The sequence below is a fragment of the Candidatus Alistipes pullistercoris genome, assembly GCF_027665465.1.
Taxonomy (GTDB): domain Bacteria; phylum Bacteroidota; class Bacteroidia; order Bacteroidales; family Rikenellaceae; genus Alistipes_A; species Alistipes_A hominis.
The window spans coordinates 99,393-117,354 of sequence record NZ_JAQDED010000004.1 but is presented as its reverse complement, the minus strand read 5'-3'; the positions used below and the strand labels follow the sequence as shown (position 1 = coordinate 117,354).

Annotated in this window: 11 protein-coding genes and 2 pseudogenes; 2 read left to right on the top strand and 11 right to left on the bottom strand. The window is 45.9% G+C overall.

Annotated features, from left to right (window positions below; genetic code table 11):
* Positions 1-180: 180 nt before the first annotated feature.
* From PGR91_RS07485 to PGR91_RS07435, 11 genes and pseudogenes are all read right to left on the bottom strand, one after another.
* Positions 181-684, bottom strand: a complete 504-nt coding sequence (locus PGR91_RS07485; RefSeq protein WP_118656120.1) for a hypothetical protein — start codon at positions 682-684, stop codon at positions 181-183.
* Between the two features lie 27 nt (positions 685-711).
* On the bottom strand, positions 712-1,602 hold the full coding sequence (locus tag PGR91_RS07480) for a FimB/Mfa2 family fimbrial subunit (RefSeq protein WP_118656118.1): 891 nt from the start codon (positions 1,600-1,602) through the stop codon (positions 712-714).
* Between the two features lie 11 nt (positions 1,603-1,613).
* Complete coding sequence (locus tag PGR91_RS07475; RefSeq protein ID WP_118656116.1) at positions 1,614-3,284, bottom strand: hypothetical protein; 1,671 nt, start codon at positions 3,282-3,284, stop codon at positions 1,614-1,616.
* A gap of 13 nt (positions 3,285-3,297) precedes the next feature.
* A complete protein-coding gene (locus tag PGR91_RS07470) occupies positions 3,298-3,843 on the bottom strand; it encodes a DUF3575 domain-containing protein (RefSeq protein ID WP_182424229.1) in 546 nt (181 codons plus the stop codon).
* A gap of 8 nt (positions 3,844-3,851) precedes the next feature.
* On the bottom strand, positions 3,852-5,834 hold the full coding sequence (locus tag PGR91_RS07465; protein ID WP_118656112.1) for a DUF4906 domain-containing protein: 1,983 nt from the start codon (positions 5,832-5,834) through the stop codon (positions 3,852-3,854).
* Positions 5,835-5,841: 7 nt separating this feature from the next.
* Positions 5,842-7,875 (bottom strand): DUF4906 domain-containing protein, encoded by a 2,034-nt coding sequence (locus PGR91_RS07460; protein WP_118656110.1) that lies wholly within the window; start codon positions 7,873-7,875, stop codon positions 5,842-5,844.
* 61 nt (positions 7,876-7,936) lie between these two features.
* The gene (locus tag PGR91_RS07455) at positions 7,937-8,983 is read right to left on the bottom strand and encodes a fimbrial protein (RefSeq protein WP_270399315.1); all 1,047 of its coding nucleotides are present in this window, start codon (positions 8,981-8,983) and stop codon (positions 7,937-7,939) included.
* A gap of 4 nt (positions 8,984-8,987) precedes the next feature.
* Positions 8,988-9,413: pseudogene (locus tag PGR91_RS07450) on the bottom strand (DUF1896 family protein).
* A 34-nt stretch (positions 9,414-9,447) separates the two neighbouring features.
* Positions 9,448-10,782 (bottom strand): DUF3945 domain-containing protein, encoded by a 1,335-nt coding sequence (locus PGR91_RS07445; RefSeq protein ID WP_118656104.1) that lies wholly within the window; start codon positions 10,780-10,782, stop codon positions 9,448-9,450.
* A 140-nt stretch (positions 10,783-10,922) separates the two neighbouring features.
* Positions 10,923-12,935: pseudogene (gene mobC, locus PGR91_RS07440) on the bottom strand (conjugal transfer protein MobC).
* Positions 12,936-13,212: 277 nt separating this feature from the next.
* On the bottom strand, positions 13,213-14,850 hold the full coding sequence (locus PGR91_RS07435; protein ID WP_118656102.1) for an SIR2 family NAD-dependent protein deacylase: 1,638 nt from the start codon (positions 14,848-14,850) through the stop codon (positions 13,213-13,215).
* Between the two features lie 212 nt (positions 14,851-15,062).
* On the opposite strand from PGR91_RS07435, the gene PGR91_RS07430 reads away from it, so the two are divergent.
* Both PGR91_RS07430 and PGR91_RS07425 read left to right on the top strand, forming a co-directional pair.
* Positions 15,063-15,863 (top strand): KilA-N domain-containing protein, encoded by an 801-nt coding sequence (locus PGR91_RS07430; protein ID WP_118656100.1) that lies wholly within the window; start codon positions 15,063-15,065, stop codon positions 15,861-15,863.
* A 311-nt stretch (positions 15,864-16,174) separates the two neighbouring features.
* Positions 16,175-16,942, top strand: coding sequence for a hypothetical protein (locus PGR91_RS07425; protein ID WP_147387380.1), 768 nt, complete (start codon positions 16,175-16,177; stop codon positions 16,940-16,942).
* Positions 16,943-17,962 lie beyond the last annotated feature (1,020 nt).

Sequence of the window (17,962 nt, the reverse complement as noted above, 5' to 3'; positions counted from 1 at the left end):
CGTTTCACAATCCCCGGAAACTTAGCAAAGATTTGGCGTAACAGTAAGTACAATCATGGTAACATCCCCGTCCATACAAATCTAAGCGAGTAGGATAAGTACACCTTTCGCCTTCTGCTCCCGATACTGTTTTGTAGAATGACTTAAATTCGTCGGTCGTTGTTTTCTGCGTCATATTACCTACCGGATTTTTATATGGTTCTTTTTGATGGGTACGTCGGTGGCATTTACGACGATCCGCTGTGGTTTTGCGGTATCCTGCGTTTTTTCTGTTTGTGTTGACCGCCCTTTTACTTGGTCTGTGAAAAAGTTTTGATATTCTTTATTTTCACGGGAATTGAGCGTTTTATTATATTCCAATTTATTGCGGTGACAAAAAACCGCTTTCCGAAACGACATGATGTTTTCCGGAAAATAACCTTCCCTCGCTCCGATAAAATGTATATTATTTTTAAGAGTTTGAAAAGGCATCAGGTTTCGCATTTCCATATACCACTCTTTAGGAAAATCGAAATGAACCAGAAAATTCATCGGGATAGGTCGGGACGGGTCTGTGTTTTCAACTTTGTCTCGAATATAATCGTTAAAATTTTTATGGCTCGTAGAAAAGTCGCATATCTTACTTTCTTTGTTTAGAGTGGCAAAAACATGCTGACGTTCTGCGGTGTTAGATGTTTGTTTCATTATTTTTTCAAGGTTTTTTATTAGTTTTTAGTTTCCTATAACCGGAATTTGAATTGCGCCGTCGTCCCATTCATTCACGGTTATTGTTACTCCGGTCGATGTGATGTCAATGTCGATAGGAATTACAACGTCTTTGTCGTTATGAAAGTCGATGCCGGTATCGTTTTGCTCCAGATATTCGGACAGGGATATATCGGTTATCGTCTCATTACCGGCACGGATCAGCATGTGGACGGGGCTATCTTTTTCGAACCGCTGCGTGCTGAATAGAGCTATAAGCCGGTTTTCGGGTGTTTTTCGGAGATAGGGTTTGTAGGATATTTGTTCGGGAAGCGATTCCCCCACGAAATTTACGCCTGATGGAATCCCGGTAAACAACACTGTAAAATCTTCGGAAAGGACATTGAGTTTGTCTGCGCCGGTAACTGTCAGGTCGATTTGGTAGAACAGCTTGTCGAGGTCGATAGAACGGACGACCGGTTTTCCGCGTGTGACATGATAACGGTTCAGGCTGTGGAATAATTTATCGGACGAACGTGTGCTGTCATGCAAATAGGCTTTCAGGTCTGAGAGATGTGATTTTCCGGGCGTGAGTTCTTCAAATTCGGTTTTTTCCGCATTGGCAAATGACACAACTGTATAGTAGCCGTCCGGCACGCCTGATAACAGGGTATATCCGAAAGTGTCGGGTAAAGCGAATCGGTTAAAACTTTCCGACCGGATAAACAGATCGGTTTGATCGAATAAAAACGTGGTTATTAAATCGACTTCTTCCGGAAAGGTATTTATTCCATCGTTATTTATGTACTGATAATTCACAATTAAAGTCGGTTTCGGGTTTATTTCGATGTCCGTTCGCTCTTTGAGGGAACAGGCGCAAAGCACTACTACAAGGAAAAAAATCATTATTCGTTTCATAGGGTTACGTATTATTGTACGAGTTCGGTTAATTCGGGATCGAGCCGGGCGCGGAATTTCATTCTCGGTTCGGCTTCGGCAGCCCGCGCAAAATGTTCGGCGGCTTCGTCGCGCAAGTCCAATCGCATGGCTACAATCGCGTGCAGATAATCGTTTTCGGGACCGGCGGGAAGTTCCCGCACGATTTCATAAGATGTGCGGTCGTAACCGAGCGACAGCAGGGCGATCACGCTGTTACGGTCACGGTACGGATAAAGTACGTTCATCGCTTCGGTGTAACTGCGCCTTTTGAGCAATTCCACACCCCGCGCATACAGCGTATCGGGTTCGGTTGTGTGCACGGTGTCCTGAATCATACCCCTGCGCCGTAGGTTATATTTGAACGCGACGGATCGCAACTGCGGGTACAGTTTTCGCCGGATATAGGCATAATCCTGCGGATGCCGTTCCCGGATCTGCTTTTCGCGGATGTCCGGGTTGTGTTCGCTTTCGATAATCCGGCGTATCGGTTCCCGATTGTCGATGCTGTCGTCGCCGAGGATCAGCCGGTCGAGTTCCGTCCAGTCCTCGGCGTTCCGCCGCACAGTTATCATCGTGTCGGTCTGCCGCCCGAAATGCCCGGAAAGATAATCCCTGAGCGCATAGCCGCGATCCCTCGCCAGCGCATCGTTTCGGACATACGGGCCTTCCGGCGACGAGGAAGCGGTCAGCGTGATGCTGTCGATGTAAAATTCTTCCTGATTGATAAGGCTGTCCATCAGCGAAACGATCCGGTCCAACTGCCTGCGGTTGTCGCCGAGCGTATCGGCGATGGCCGTATCGTTCGCCCGAAACGTCACGAAATTCCGATCCCGCACGACCGCGTACTTGTCGATCACTTTGATCTGGTATCGCGGCAGCGTATCGACGAAAGAGAGCATCGAGGAAATCGTGTATTTGATCGTGTCCGAGGGCGGCAGCCGGTAACTGCTTCCATCGAGGGCCTGCACCCGCCCGTCGAGCGTTACGGAAAGCTGTTTGCCGGTGTCCTCGGTTTTCACGTCCTGCGAGTAATAGTAAACGATCGTTTCGTTTTGACTGACGACCGAATCCAACCGGGCATCGGTCGCATACGGGAACTTTACCAATTGCCGGTACGCCCGCTCGATCCTGCCATTCCAATAGGCCGTATCGGAGCGGTACGATAACAGGCGGCTGCGGTACTTGTCGAATTGCCAGAAGTCGCGTTCCTGCACCCGGCTGTAAAGTCCCCCGCGAATTACGAGTTTTTCCAACGGAGTATCCGCTCCGTTGTTTTGCAGGCGCGGCGTTATGACGATTCCGAAACATTTGCTTTGCAGTTCTTCGGGGACAGTGATCCGAAAGTCGATGGCGACTTTTCCCAGACGTTCGACCACGACACGGCTTTTAGCCACGACTTCGACCTCTTGCAAATCGACGGACATAACCCGCTGCCCGTCGCTGTCGGTCACGGCTTCGCCCCAATAAACCGAATCCCCCGTTAAGGGCCGGGCCACGCGGGTATAGTTCGGTTTGTAGGCTTCTTTCGGGGTTTCGGCCTGTTTTTCCCGGATCAGCGAAATCCCGGCGCTCGCTTCCCTGCGTTCCAAACGGCGCATCATGGTACACGACAATACGCAAAACAGCAAAGCGGACAGAAATAGTATTTTATAGATTTTCATAGGATTACGGAAATTAGAACAGGTATGAGAAACCGATCTCGGCTTTCGACGGCAGTACCGTCAGCCGCCGGTTATGACGGATCAGTTCGTCGTCGCTCCACGGCGTAAAGTAATCGCGCCGGGTATCGTTGGTATAAAAAAGGCCCGCGCCGATCTCGGCGGTCAGGCTCCAGCGTTTACTAAGCAGCCACGAATAACCATACGATACGCCCAGACCGACGACGAATCCTTTGTAGTGCAGCCTTCGGTTTCCGATGTCGTAGCGTCCCCCGGCGGCGTGTATGCCGAGAAACGGCCCGACATTGGGTTCGAACCGCCAGAACCGCACTCCGGCCTGTCCGATCAGAAACGTAGTTCGGAAAGAGGAAAAGCGCAGCGGATTCCAATAGAGGGTCAGATCGAGCGACGTTTTTTTAGAAACGGCAACGTCCATTCCCCCGCTGATCGTCCCGGTAGCTAAGGCCAGCGTATTGAACCGCACGGCATAGAACTGCGCGGACGCTTTTTGCGCTGCGACCGTCAGCAGAGCGACCGCAGCGATGGTAAGGAATCGTTTCATAACCATTGCTATTTATCCAACCTTACCATTTCCTGACCGTAACAATAGTATTGCACCGATGGATCGTCCGGGCGGGTCACTTCCACGGTGGTCAGCGCAAGCCCGCTGATCGTGTAACCGTGCAGCAAAATGTAACTGTAATTTATGTTGCCGTAACTGTCGCAATAATATTTCGGCCCTTCGTAATCGTTGTAAACTACCCGCGTCCAAAATGATAGGCTGGACGGCGATAAGGTGCAGTTGTAGGTTTGCGACGGTTTTCCCTTAGTCGTTGGCGGAACCATTGTATTAACCATGCTGTAACCGACTTTGTACATTACCGGAAGCGTATGCAGCGGCGGCGTTTCGCACCGTATTTCGAACTCGATATAGCTGTCCAGACGCGCCTCGTTACCCGATACGACTTTCTGCGTCCCCCACGTAAATTTCGAACGAACATAGATCGTCAGCCGTTCCATCGTTACATTCTGGTCAATCGTTTTGGTCTGGCCGTTGGTATCGGTTACAGTAAAGCGGATCACGGTTTCCCCGACCTGCGTTCCGTTGTAGTAGAACGTATGCGTCCCGGCAGCCAATGATAAACTCGACCCGCTGGCTACGGCGTTCGTCGTCGTGTTGTAATAGAGCGTTCCCGCACCTTTTACCAATTCGCATTTGACGCTGAATTTTCCGGCATAGTCTTTCTCGGAAAGCGACAGCGTGAAATACTGGTTTTTGTGGCACTCTTTATTGATGAAGTTCGATACGCTGCCCGTAATCGGGTTATTGGCCTTGTATGCGGTCGTCAGTTCTTTGGTCAGCGCATACCCGTAGCGGTCCGTGACGGTAAACCCGATCCGCACGTTTCCCGCTGCGGCCTGCGTATAGGCAATCGGAATCTGCTTCGCGCCGTTTACCGCCGTAATCGAAATCGGCGTATCCTGCGCGTAAGACTGTCCGTTGATTTTAAGCGTTCCCGATCCCTCGTAAAGCCGGTATTTCAGTTGGTAGGTTTCTCCGGCATTGTTCTGCGTTACGAGCGCGAGCGTCGTGGACAGCGTTTGGTTCGGAGCGTAGAGCGCACCGACCGCGCCCAGTTGCAGTTCCGCCGACGATACGCGGGTGTCGATGGTATTCTCGCCCGATACGACGGCGTTCAGGGTATATCGCTTGTTTCGGCGGACATTGAAATCGTCGGTCGTGTTCTCGCCCAGATAAACGTAATAATCCAGTTTTTTGCCGGATGCCTGTCCCTCGATATGAATATAGGTCGCCCGCGCCGGTGCTTTCGTCCGATCGCGCTGAGTCTGCGATGTGATGGACGGCACTTTTCCCTGTAAGTTTTCCAACAGGTAAAACGAACGGGTCAGCGAACTGCCCGTAAGGGCGATTTTCGGGTAGTTTATCAGCTTGCCGTCCGACGCTGGCGCGTTGTCCGCAAAGTACAATCCGGTATTGGGCGCGGATACGACTTGGGCGGAACTGAGTGTGATCCGCCCGGCGAGTGCGGCGGCGACCGACAGTTTCAGGTCGATCCGCGCCACGATCCGCCGCAGGGTAACGGGCACGGTCATGGCCGCTTTGACCGAAAAGGACGTTTTCGCAGATAGAGGCAGCGCAGAGCCGGTTTCGAGCGCCGATTCGCTGCCGACGGTACGGGCCGACTGTTCCACTTGTGTGCGGGGCATGTTTCCCAGATCGGCCCCTGCATTGGCGATCACGAACAGGTCGTAATCGCCTACGGTCAGTTTGCGGGTAATGTTCGCCGATCCCGCCGAATAGATGTGCTCGTCCTTTCCGGCGGCGTTTTTACAATACAGGTACAGGTTCAGGTCTTTGACCGTTTTTTCCTGTGCGTCGCTCAGGGCTTTCGCTGGTTCGTCTAATGAGGGGCACTCCACTTGGAAACAGACGGGAATCTCGGTTGCAGTCTGCGGTCCCTCGGTATGTACCAACTTTGAACATCCGCAGATGGTTGCGGCCCAAAGAATCAATAATAGATGCGTTTTCATAGTGTCGTTATTTCGGTGGTGTAAGCAGCGTGTATTCTATCGTGTTGTCGGCGGCGCTCGTTATCTTGTACGAGGTAATAGAAGCATCTTCGCGGTGTTCGCCCGTTGCGTAATTTTGTTTGGGAACCATGTAAAAACCGGGAAAAATAATCTTGGAACCCATGCCCGCATTATAGCCGATACAGCTTGCGGCATACGTTATCAGGGCTGTATATCCGGTTTTGCTTCCGGCGTTGATCGTAACCTCGCCGTTTTTGTTTTGCGTTGTGATCGTCGGGGTTAGCGAGGTTTTGTATTCCCCTAACTTGTATTGTAAACCAATATTGAGTGACACCGGTTTTACGAGGGCTTTATCTGCGGACGCAAGTAACCGGACTGTGAAATTCTTGTAGTATATCCCGGTGTATCCGTCGGACGTTACGCTCGTTCCGCTGGGCTGGATATGGGCGAAGTCCGGGGTTATATTGATTTTGTACGGTGCGATCCCGTCGTAGGTCTTTTCGACGACGGACGCTTGCCCGTTCGCGCCGGTAAACGTCAGCCGGAACGACACCGTGCCGATAGCGGTCGGCGTAAAGTTGAATGGAAAAGTCAGCCCCGTCGATGGATTGTTTGAGCCGCTGGTCAACGATTGTCCGTCCGTCAGTTTGATACTGCTTCCGTAGTACATATCCCCTGCGCCTTTCAGCAATTCGTATTTAATATTAAATCCGGAAGTGTTGTTTTGCTGATTGGTATTGACGGAGAATTTCAGCGGTGTATGCGCCGTTTTGCTCCAACTGTTCTCACTGAATACCGTCGTTACCGGATAAGACTGTTGACAGTAAGTAGTCAGCTCCAGATAGGTAATATATCCCTGATCGTCCGAGACGGTAAAGCGTATGCGGATCAGTCCGGAGCGATTTGGGACCAACGTAACCGGAACCGTGCGGGCTTCGTTTCCTTTGCAAAAAGGCATGGCCGCGCCGGGGGTCCATGCGGAGCCGTTTACGGTCAGCGTTCCGCCGCCCTCGGCGAGCATGGCCGAAAGGTAGATTTGACGGGCGGGACTGTTCGTGCATTTTAGGGTTACGCTCGATGTGACCGTTTCCCCGACGTTGCACGGGTTTTTGATCGCCCCGAACGTCAGATCGACCGTCGATACGCGGGTGTCGATAGTATTGATTCCGCTGATGTTGGCCTGTACGACGTACTGATGATTCCGTTGGATATTGAAATCGTCGATATTGTTCCCGCCCAGATAGATATAATAGGCAACCTGCCGCCCGTAGGTCGTGCCCTGCACGTACAGATAGGTAGCCCCGACGGGTGCGTTCGACGGGTTTTTGTCTTTCTGGTCCTTGATCGCGGCATTAATGCCTTGCAGGTTTTCGGGCACGTAGTAAGTTCCGGAAAACGTATTGCCCGTGATGTTTTGTTTCGGAAAGTTCAGCAATTCCCCGGATGTCCGGTTGTCGGCGAAATAAGAAACCGAACGGGGTGCGTTCATTAGTTGTACGGTCTGCAAGACGATCTGGCCCGATACTGTCGGGGCGATGGTAAGCGAGAACTCCACTTTGGCCGTCAGGCGAACCAACGATACCGGAATCACGGCATTTTGATTCGCCGTAACCGGCTGCCGGGCCGACATGGGCAGTGCGTCGTTTCGCGTCAGGTCGGATTCGTCTGAAATATTCAGGGCGCGGGTTTCGGCCTGCTCCCGCGTCAGTTCGCCGAGGTTCCCGCCCGCATTGGCGATCACGAAAAGGTCGTATTCCCCTTTTACGAGGGTCGCGTCGATCCGCTGGGTCCCGTCGTTGGAATAGATGTGTTTCGAAATATCCGTTGTTTTGTGAAACAGGTAGACGTTCAGGTTACGGATCGCTTTCTCCTGCGACGGGTCGAGCGCACGGGTGGCGATTTGGGTCTCCGGGCAGGATACGGCAAAAGTGACGGTTACGGAATCGCCGTCCGGAAGTCGGGCGGCATCCCCGGTCAACGGGCTGCACGAACAGTACAGCGCGAACAGCGAGATTATCAGATTATAAAAGGTTGTTTTCATCGTGAAGTCGGAATAAAGGGCAGAAGCGAAGGCCACTGCCCCGGTTCGATTTAAGAAAAACTTATTGGCCCAGATTAACCGATTGGGTTACGGGAGTTTCCCAATCCGCGACGGAAACCGTTACTGAAACATTGTTTCCGACCAATCCGTTCAGTACGGCATTGACTTTATAATATCCGTTGCGTTCGATCTGTCCGCCCGTTTTGCCGTCCAGTTCCACACTGTACGTCATAGCCGCCTGATCGCCTGTCGTGGAGTAGTTACCATCCAGATCATACGTCGCGTTCATTTCCAGCAATACCCGGCTTCCAATTCCCAATGCCCCGTTCTCATAGATGTAAAACAGGTTTTGATAAGTGTTCGATACGGTGTTGGGTGTTTGCGTAAATGAATAGTTCATTGCTCCCGTGCTCGGTCTTGCAGGTTTGATAACGGGAGTTTGCACGGCGGCTTTGGACAGTTTTACGGAATTGATCCGAACCGCTCCGCGATATTTTGATGCGAAGTCCGACGCCAGCGATACCTGTAAGGCTACTTTAGCTACGGTACGTTTCAATGCAACGGTTACGTCGGTTTGGCTTCCCGTCGCTGCAAGGGATTTTGTCGCACTGCCAGACATGACGAACCCGCCCGCGCGTCTGGCTTTGGTCGTCACTTCTGCAAATGTGCCGTTGTAATCGGCCGCAGAGGATTCCAGCAGTGCCAGCAGACCTGTTTTGGTCGTGATGTTTGCAACCGGCGTGTTTGCCACTGCGTAAAAATCACAGGTTGTCCCCGCTGTCCCTTTCGGGATGGCGAACAACGCTTTTTTTGCGGAAAGTTCCGCTGAAGTGAAATCCCGCTGTACCATCAGTGCGCCAGTATTGTCGAATACGAGTACGGTCAGCGTACCGAGTGCTTTTTCCCATGTTTCGGTCGATGAATCGAAAAAGGCTTTCGTGCCCGGCTCCGCAGGTTCCGAAGCAAAGCGGATCGAGACGGTCGGCTGTCGCTCATCGGTTGCGCGATGCGGTTCGTCGGTGGAAAGTTTAGTACAGGAAACAGACGCAATCAGTACGATTGCGGATAATATCCGAATTTTCATAGTTTCGATTTTTAGGTTTTGCAAATAATTATCCGAGATCGTTTCGGTCGATGTGGGTTTTGATCCTTTCGGTCAATTCGACGATCATGTGATTAAAGGCGGGTTCCCGGATTAATCTGTCGGTCAGCGCATAGCGTGAAAAAATATCGTTACAGGATTCGATCAGTTCGAGCGAAAGCGTCCGCTGTCAGTCGGGTGGAATTTTCGGAAATTCCGTTGCAATGATACAACGGATCGTGTCGTATTTGGAAAAAAGCAGTCCTTCGAACAGCAGGGCGTCCGCTTTCGTCCGCGCGGCGGTTTCGGAATCTCCGGCTAAGACCGCTGATGAAAACGCCTGCGCCGCCTGAACGGACCGGGTCGCTATCAACCTTTTGGCATTTTTTAGATTCGGATGGCGTTCGTTAATGAATGATTCCAGCCTGCGCCGAAAATGTGAAACCGGAATCGACATTTTTATTTTTTTCATTTTCTGAATGTTTGCCGGTTTAATGTCTCATCGACTGTCCCTGTCTCTGTTGCGGTATTTCTTCCGCCTGTTCGGGTATCGACTGACTTTGTTGTTCCTGTTTTTCAGCTTCACGGGCCAAATACGCCTTATTTTCTTCTTCCCAACCTTTCTGGGTTCCGAAAACGGTTCCATTCGTCGCATGGCTGATCCAAACGAAACAATTCATCCGTGTTCCTTTGGCAGTAACCAATTTGCGTCCGTCTATGGCTTGTCCGGCGTATAATTGTTCAAGATCCTGCTTATTCAACTGCGAACGGATGGCCGGGAAAATATAGGGTTCTTTATATACTTGATTGGTGGTAACAAGCGTGCCTTCGATCGGGCTGTATTTTACATTTCCATTGTAAACGGCTCCGTCTTTCGTTTTCATGCCCTCTACATAAAGGGTTTCGCCGATGGAAAGTTTCGTTGTTTTATCATCGTCTAAGAATACGCCTGCATAATACGACGTAATACGGGCTTCTTTGCGTGGAACAGCTACCGTTCGGCCCAGTTTCGTATCATAGGCCACATGACAGGCATTTACCGCTCCGGTATGTCTGTCCGGAAATTCGACCAAATGTCCGATTTCATTTTTCAGATTGAGTTCCATGATTTCAGACCGTGACAAATATTTGCTTAATTCCTCTGTTCTGTATTCCCGGACGTTACTGGGAATAATAATTTCCACCTTTGTAACATCGTTTTCGTCCTTGTAAAATTCAAGGCCGACTTTTCCGGGCATACCGATGCGATCGCTTAATTGCTGTTTTATATCGAATAATTCGGAACAGTGTAAATTCGAAGATAGCTTACTGAGCGCGTCCGGGTATTTATCGAGGTCGATTCCGTACAACGTTTTGAGTTCTTCTTTGGGAATCTCATAGGATTCGTGTTTGACGTTGGAAAGATTCCGGGCTGTGGTGTAGTACGGATTGATGATCTGCTTTGCTTCCGTATCCTTATTGTTCGCAAGTACCTGCCGCACTGCTCCGGCGACTTTCTCGACTTGTCCGAACGGAACTTTGTAGAAAGCGTAACGGGCCGGTTTGTTTCTCGTGTCTATTCCTGCCGCCCGATCACGATCCATCGCAATTTTTATCAGTTCGGTCAAATAACCGGCAATCAACGGACTGCTTTTCACGGAATAGAATGCAGGTTGATTTTTTTGTTCTGGCCTTACCCATTCGATTCTTTTATCTCCGGAAACTTCTTTGATGTTACTGACCGCAAGAACTTCTTTTTGTTCTATATCCACTACGAGGATCGTTTCCTTGACACTGGATTTTTCGGGTTCGGGAATCGGCGTCTGTTGTTCTTGTTTTTTTGCCATGATTGAAATTATTAAAGGTTATGGTAAATGATTTGACGCTAAAATACGCTCTATATCAGCAATAAATACCGATTTTAAAAAGGGGCCGTTCGGGGCCGTTCCAGACCGTCGAAACGGCCTCGGAATCCCCAAAAAACTGCTTATTTCTGTTTTTTCGGGGGAGTTTCCGGAAGCAGTTTACACAGTTGCGGATCGGCCTTGATCCGTTTTTTTTCCGCGTCGATGATATGATGCACGTCGGCTTTGATCCGATCGTAATTTGCTTGGATAACTTGCTTCATACAATCGTTGCCGTCGGCATCCGTAAAATCGGAGATTTGCGGGATCGGCACGTAGTTTTTTTCTTCTTCGGCGATTTTCTTCGTGTCGATGTCGATCAGGGCATGAAAAATCTTTTGTTCGATTTTTTGTTCGAAGTCGTCGGCGACCGAACCGACGAACATCCCCTGCGATAAATTGCTGATTTTCGATGCCGGAATCATGTAATCCAGTTGGGTATTGAGCGAGGTGGACTTTCCCCCGTCGCTGATCGTAACGCTCTGGCGTTTCTGTACGATGCGGCCGAAACGTTCCGACAAAGTTTTGGACGTTTCCCCGGTGGTCTGTCCGCAAAAGATATTTCCTACGAGATTTTCAATCACTTTGCTCTCGCGTTCCCCGTAATCGCGTCGTAGCTGTGCGAAATCTTGAAATCCAAGACAGACGGCAATTTTATTGCTGCGCCCGGTTGCGAGCAAATTGTCGATACCTTTAAAATACATGGTTGCGAGTTCATCGACTACGACCATGCACTTTTGCCGCTTTTTCTTGTTAATCAATTTGACGATACGACCCGTGTACAATCCCAAAGCTGCCGAATAAATACTTTGCCGGTCCGGGGAATTGGCGACGCACATGATTTCGGGATTTTCAGGATCGTTTATATTCAGGCTGAAATCATCGCCCGACATTACCCAATACAGTTGCGGCGAGATCATCCGCGACAACGGAATTTTCGCCGATGATAATTGACCTTGCAGTTGTTCCTGAACACCGGATCGCCATGTGCTTACGAATGAACTTATATAGCCTTCCAACTCTTTTCGGGCCATCAGGATCGGAAAAATATCTTTGTAATCGCAGTTCAGTAATTCGATTGCATGCGGGAACGTACAATATTTTCCATTGTCGTATATTTTTAAATACCAGATAATCGCCGCAAACAGAACGATCGGACTTTCTACGAAAAAATCGCCGGATCTTTGGAGCCACGATTTATTTAAGTTCATCAGAACGATGTATGCGGCTTCGTATGCGTCCGCAATATCGTTCATAAATTCTGGATTGATCGGATTACAGCGGTGCGAACGCCTCGGATCGTCGAAATTTACCACGCAAAATTTCGGCGGAACTTTGTACCCTCCCGGATGATTGAGCAGATGGTTGTAGGCGATCAGGGAAAGGTCGTCGAATTTATAATCGTACAGGAACAGACAAAATCCTTTCTCGATGCCCTGTTTGATGTAGCTGTTAATGACGGCAAAAGATTTCCCGCTGCCGGGAAGTCCGATAACCGCCGATCCCCGGAACGGGTTAATCACATTCGCCCAACCCGGATTCCACCTTTTATTATAATAGAAAAGCGTCGGAAGATTGATGGAGTATTCATTATATAGGTATCGCGTTTCCTGCTGGAAACTTTCGTTCTCCGTGTTGTAAACATCATCCATCAGCCGAACGCTCCAAAGTCGGCTGATCCATAATCCGGCCAGCAGCAGACCGAGGTATCCGGCGAGAGACGTAAAGGCATAAATCACGGGGCCACCGGATAGATTCAGCAGCCAGCCGTTGAGAAAGAACAGCGGAAAGGCGATCCCCGAACAGATCAGGATATGCTTTCGGGTTATCTTTTCGGTTTTGACGCTCCGCGTCCCCAAACAGGAAAGGGCGATGAACAGAACGCAGAAAAGTTTGGTTGTCAACGTGGACGAAAACAGCCCGCAGGTTCGTTGGAAATTGGAAAGGATCTGATCGACCGTCGCGTTACTCCAGCCCAAACCGGCTATTCAGTTGTGACAGAACCAATACAGATGAACAACCAGCAGAATAACGCTGATTGCCCGCATTAGCTGCATTGTTTTGGCAAGGCCGCGCAAATCATCTTCGTTTTGCATGGTGGGTAAGTTTTAGTGCGATACATGGTACGCCCTACCCTTTGATTTTCGTATAAATCTGGAATGTTTATATGAACCAAAATCGGAATACAGAAAAACGATTTTATTCGTTGATAATAAGTATATTAAAAATTACCTACAATGAAATTGAAGTTGCCGTCAATGCACCATATTACAAATAAACAGCATATTACATAATGGTTCAGAAATGGGGCTATCAAACAGAGGATTACTTATTAATCTCGTCAGGCCGGAAACTTACAGTTATGGTCCGTATTTATTTAGGCCAATCAAAAGTCGCATTTAATAAATGAATTTTTTTAGACTTTTTTGCTGACTTGTAGTTGGGGCTGACTAATTTGGTATATATGTCCTTTACGTTAATTATATCCTGTTCTGAAATCGTATAATCTTTAAATGCTACTCCTAATTTTCTTTCGATAAACCTCAGTTGAGTAAAGAAATTCATATATTTAGTGTAAAAGTTTATGTGCTCATCCTTTCTAACTGGTATTGAGTGCTCTATATTATAATTACCTGAAATAATCCTGAATTTATATTGCTGAAATATTAACGATATCAGTTTGTGAAATTTTAATTCATCTGATGTATTATTGTACCTATATTGATCATGGCGTTTTACTCTCATTAAAAAGTCAATGCTTTTTTTACTCACATTATTTAAACTGATTTTTAAATAAATAGTACCAACATTTAACGAGGAAAATATTTCGACTATATTATTGCTCCGATAAATTTTTACAGGAATGTCATTGTAATCAAAATCAATATCGGAGAATCTAATATCGAAAGTCGTTTCAAAAGGGATATCGGTTAAAATAATTTCTGAAATGTTTTCTTTTTTTATATAAGGATGCAATAACGGGCCAACTTTATATTCAAGGTCAGAAATTGCCGATGCTGGAATTACCAAATCTTTACTTTGTATATGATTGAGAAATGCGGAAATAGCATTCGGGGTGTTTATATTTATATTAAATGTCAATTTATTGTCAAGGTCTTTTTTCAAAAGGGCAAGACCAGCTATTTTATATCCTCGTTCAGAAGGTTCGATTTTCACATTGACGTCACGATTTTTCGCATATAGCAATTTCGATGTAACGCCATAATGAGAGGTCGTAATATCTTCTAATACATGATTATTTAAATCGGATGTAAGATTTTCGATAAACTGTTCTCCTGCTACGGGTATGGCTGTAATGTTCTTCGATTGCAGTTCTTTTACTTTTATATCCGGAATGTCCGGAGAAACATAGAACCATTGCCGACGGTTTTCTCCCAGTTGGGAATTAATCGTATTGATGAGCGTCAGGGCATTTATATCCTCGATACTATACCCTAAGAAAATGACCGATTTTGTTATGAGTCGTGAAACAACCAAATTATAAAGAGGCGTTTTCGGAAATTCCCCTAACCATTTGGCATAATCGTCACGTGTAATAATGAGTTTGTCAGGCACTAAAAAGTCGCCGTGAATTTTAAATATAGCGGTTTTGTTTTCGTCTATATTCTTAATATCTGCATCCGTTCGGATCACCACACATTTATCGCCGTAATTTTTTTCAAACAGATTATCGTAGTTGGTTGTAATAATCGTTTTTATGTGAGGTATTAACGCCAATTCTTTATGCCATTTTTCATCACTAAATGGAGTTGCTTCAATTATTTGGCTTAAAAATTCTATTAGCTGTTTTCGTCCGTTAATCAATTCATATTTGTATGCGACTTCCATTAATCGGGGATCGGTTTCTTTTTCCTTGTCAGGAAGATTGGCATTAATCTGATCGGCCAAAGCCTTGCCAGAAGGATAATTGGCATATAATGAAAATCCGGTTCCAACCCATAAAACAGCATCTTCACTTCTTATAAACCCATATACTTCTTCTATATTCATAATTTTAACTTATTGGATTATTGCAAAGATAAAGTTTAATGTCATCTTGTTTACGATGCTAAAATCATGTTATCAACATATTGTCAATATAGAATCCTGTGTATATTATGAACCCTTAAAATTCAACGGATAGAAAAGATGGCGCTTGTTTTTGGCCTTCAACTATAATCTTTTGAGGTACTTTCTACTACCTTTGTAAAAAACCGATTGATATGGCAAAAATTTCTGTTCAAGGAATTGATGTAGCTATTGTAAAAGTTCACGAGGACGATTATATCTGCATTACCGATATGCTAAAGGCGAAAGACGGCGATTTTTTTATTACCGACTGGCTGCGAAACAGAAATACGTTGGAATTTCTCGGAATTTGGGAGAAAGTATATAATCCCGGTTTTAATTATGGCGAATTCGCCATAATTAAAAGTCAGTCAGGATTGAATCGGTTTAAAATCAGTGTCAAAGAATTCGTCGAGCGAACGAACGCAATCGGATTGCAGGCTAAGGCGGGACGTTACGGTGGAACGTATGCCCATAAGGATATAGCGTTTGAGTTTGCCATGTGGATCAGTCCCGAATTCAAAGTGTATTTAGTACGTGATTTTCAACGCCTCAAAGAGCAGGAACAGGCGCAAATCGGCTGGACGGCCAAACGGGAACTGTCGAAAATCAATTATCATATCCATACCGACGCCGTGAAACAGCACCTTGTGCCGCCGCAGCTTACCCCGGCGCAGGCGTCGATCGTTTACGCGAACGAGGCGGACGTATTGAACATGGCAATGTTCGGCATGACGGCTAAGGACTGGCGGGAAGCCAATCCCGAACTGAAAGGAAATATCCGGGATTATGCAACGATCAACGAATTGATCTGCTTGTCGAATATGGAAAATCTAAATGCGGTTTTTATCAATGAGGGCATGCCTCAAAAAGAACGGCTGCTGAAGTTGAATCAGATCGCCATTCATCAAATGGGAATACTGGAAAATATCGAAAGTAAAAAACTGCTTCGGTAAAACTACGGACAAAAAACTACCGCCTCAACAAGAAATTTTGCAATTTTTACAGTGAGATGTATTTTTATCTTTTATAAAAATGCTTCTCCCGCTATCCTCCGATCTTGCGCTATGCCAACTGCTTTTTAAGTTCTGACTTTTGCTCACGACCATTATTGTATCTTGTCCTTGCTAAATCAACCTGCATTCACAAAATATAATGGCATAATATAAAAACATAAAAGCGAAAATTATTTATACTTTTACCTACATTTTGTTTTGAATATGATTGATTTGTTTAATATTGCTTCCAATCTTTTATTTTGAATATTATGAAAATAATGATGTTTTGTCCAGATTGTCTGGAAAATAGTATAGAAGGGGGATTTAATGGATTAGATGTTAAAGGTTGCCAACTGGCTATTGAAAATGAATTTACATACCTTCTTACATGCGATAAAGGACATCAATATATTGCTCAGTTACAAGCATTTCCTTTTGAGGTGCTTTTTGAATCTGGATTGATTGCCCATGTCAATGGTTTTTATCTTGAATCTGTATTGAGTTTTAAAGCTGCATTAGAGAGGTTTTACGAGTTTTATATTAATATTATTTGTCGAGCCAGAAATATTGATGCGGATAAACTTGATAATGCATATAAACAAATCTCAAATAATTCTGAACGTGAATATGGCGCTTTTGTATTTATGTATTTTCAAGCAAATAATGATATACCTGAACTATTACCTAACAAATCGGTTGAGTTTAGAAATAAAGTTGTACATAAAGGATATTTTCCAAAAAAAGAAGAAGCCCTTCGTTTTGCAAGAAACATATATAAAATGATCAAGCCGATATATATTGAGTTAAGAGAAAAATATGATGCAGAAATATTATCTTTTTTAAATGTAAAAAGACAGGAATATTATAATTCGCTTATTAAAGCAAATCCTAAAATAAAAGATACACCTATATCCATTCAATCTTTATGTCTTCCTCTTTGCATACACCATGCAACTGGATTAGACGAATTTAAAGAACATTCTTTTGATGAGTATTATCAGAATTTGTTAAGTCGAAGTTCAGAATATCGTATGTAATTCACATGAAACAAATATAAAACTAATTCGAACTTGCTTATCGGATGGTTGTTTTATTGCGGATTCCAAAATAATCCGTATGTTTGGGCCGTTATATTATCGTCAAACTTGATTGATTATGGAGACTATTGCAGATAGTGACAGGTGTGCCGACAGGCGCATGATCCGTAGCAAATAGTCCATTCCCTCGCCCGGCATGGACTGTTTCGGCCCGTGCCCTTTCCCACATCTATATTCAAAACTGCTAAATCCCGCGCCCTACGTTTGGTCCGGGAGATTTATCAGGTGTGTCCGTAAATGAACGTTTGTGATTTCCTTGTTCTTTGAAATATCCTAATAGGCAAAATAATTAAGATTAATTACTTATGCCTATTGTTGGAGCATGAATATTTTTCTATATTTGTAATGAATTTTACACGTATTAAGATTACTCGATTATTTTACGTTAGGTAAAATTCTCGCATATATTCTGCTTATCCGTCCGGCAACGAAGTGGCTTTTATTATCGGGGGATGAGTAAGTGGAGTTCATGCTCGCATACTTTGGGGCATGGACTTTACTCGTTTCCGAGAGGTTAGCCACACCTGTTGCCGACTTGTATTGTTCCATGTCCTTTTTTTTATTTCTGTTAATCAATATTCTCTTTTTTATATTATATTTGCTATGAAGTTATAATACTTCATCAATTTATCATTTCGGCAACGAACGTGGCAGTTTTTATCCGGGAATGATAAGTGATAATTGCGTTTATGCCCATAGCGGGCATAGATTTGTCACTTGTGCCGAACGGTTGCCACGCCTGTTGCCCACATTGCTGACAATCTATGTCCGTTTTTTTCATAGACTGTCAGTGTAAACGGGCAGATTGTGGCAGCAAAAATTGAAGCGCAACTTATCTCACGAACAGCGACGCAATGCGCCGCTGCCTCGCCTGTATTTACCGATACAATTTTTCTCTACATCGATATAGGCCGGACACGTTCCGATTTGTTTTCATCTCGAGTGAAAACTTTTAGTAGA

What these genes read in the sequence shown, in the direction of transcription:
- PGR91_RS07465 (WP_118656112.1), bottom strand. Translation starts at nt 5,834, where the DNA reads ATGAAAACGCATCTATTATTGATTCTTTGGGCCGCAACCATCTGCGGA.
- PGR91_RS07485 (WP_118656120.1), bottom strand. Translation starts at nt 684, where the DNA reads ATGAAACAAACATCTAACACCGCAGAACGTCAGCATGTTTTTGCCACT.
- PGR91_RS07460 (WP_118656110.1), bottom strand. Translation starts at nt 7,875, where the DNA reads ATGAAAACAACCTTTTATAATCTGATAATCTCGCTGTTCGCGCTGTAC.
- PGR91_RS07435 (WP_118656102.1), bottom strand. Translation starts at nt 14,850, where the DNA reads ATGAATATAGAAGAAGTATATGGGTTTATAAGAAGTGAAGATGCTGTT.
- PGR91_RS07425 (WP_147387380.1), top strand. Translation starts at nt 16,175, where the DNA reads ATGAAAATAATGATGTTTTGTCCAGATTGTCTGGAAAATAGTATAGAA.
- PGR91_RS07470 (WP_182424229.1), bottom strand. Translation starts at nt 3,843, where the DNA reads ATGAAACGATTCCTTACCATCGCTGCGGTCGCTCTGCTGACGGTCGCA.
- PGR91_RS07430 (WP_118656100.1), top strand. Translation starts at nt 15,063, where the DNA reads ATGGCAAAAATTTCTGTTCAAGGAATTGATGTAGCTATTGTAAAAGTT.
- PGR91_RS07475 (WP_118656116.1), bottom strand. Translation starts at nt 3,284, where the DNA reads ATGAAAATCTATAAAATACTATTTCTGTCCGCTTTGCTGTTTTGCGTA.
- PGR91_RS07480 (WP_118656118.1), bottom strand. Translation starts at nt 1,602, where the DNA reads ATGAAACGAATAATGATTTTTTTCCTTGTAGTAGTGCTTTGCGCCTGT.
- PGR91_RS07445 (WP_118656104.1), bottom strand. Translation starts at nt 10,782, where the DNA reads ATGGCAAAAAAACAAGAACAACAGACGCCGATTCCCGAACCCGAAAAA.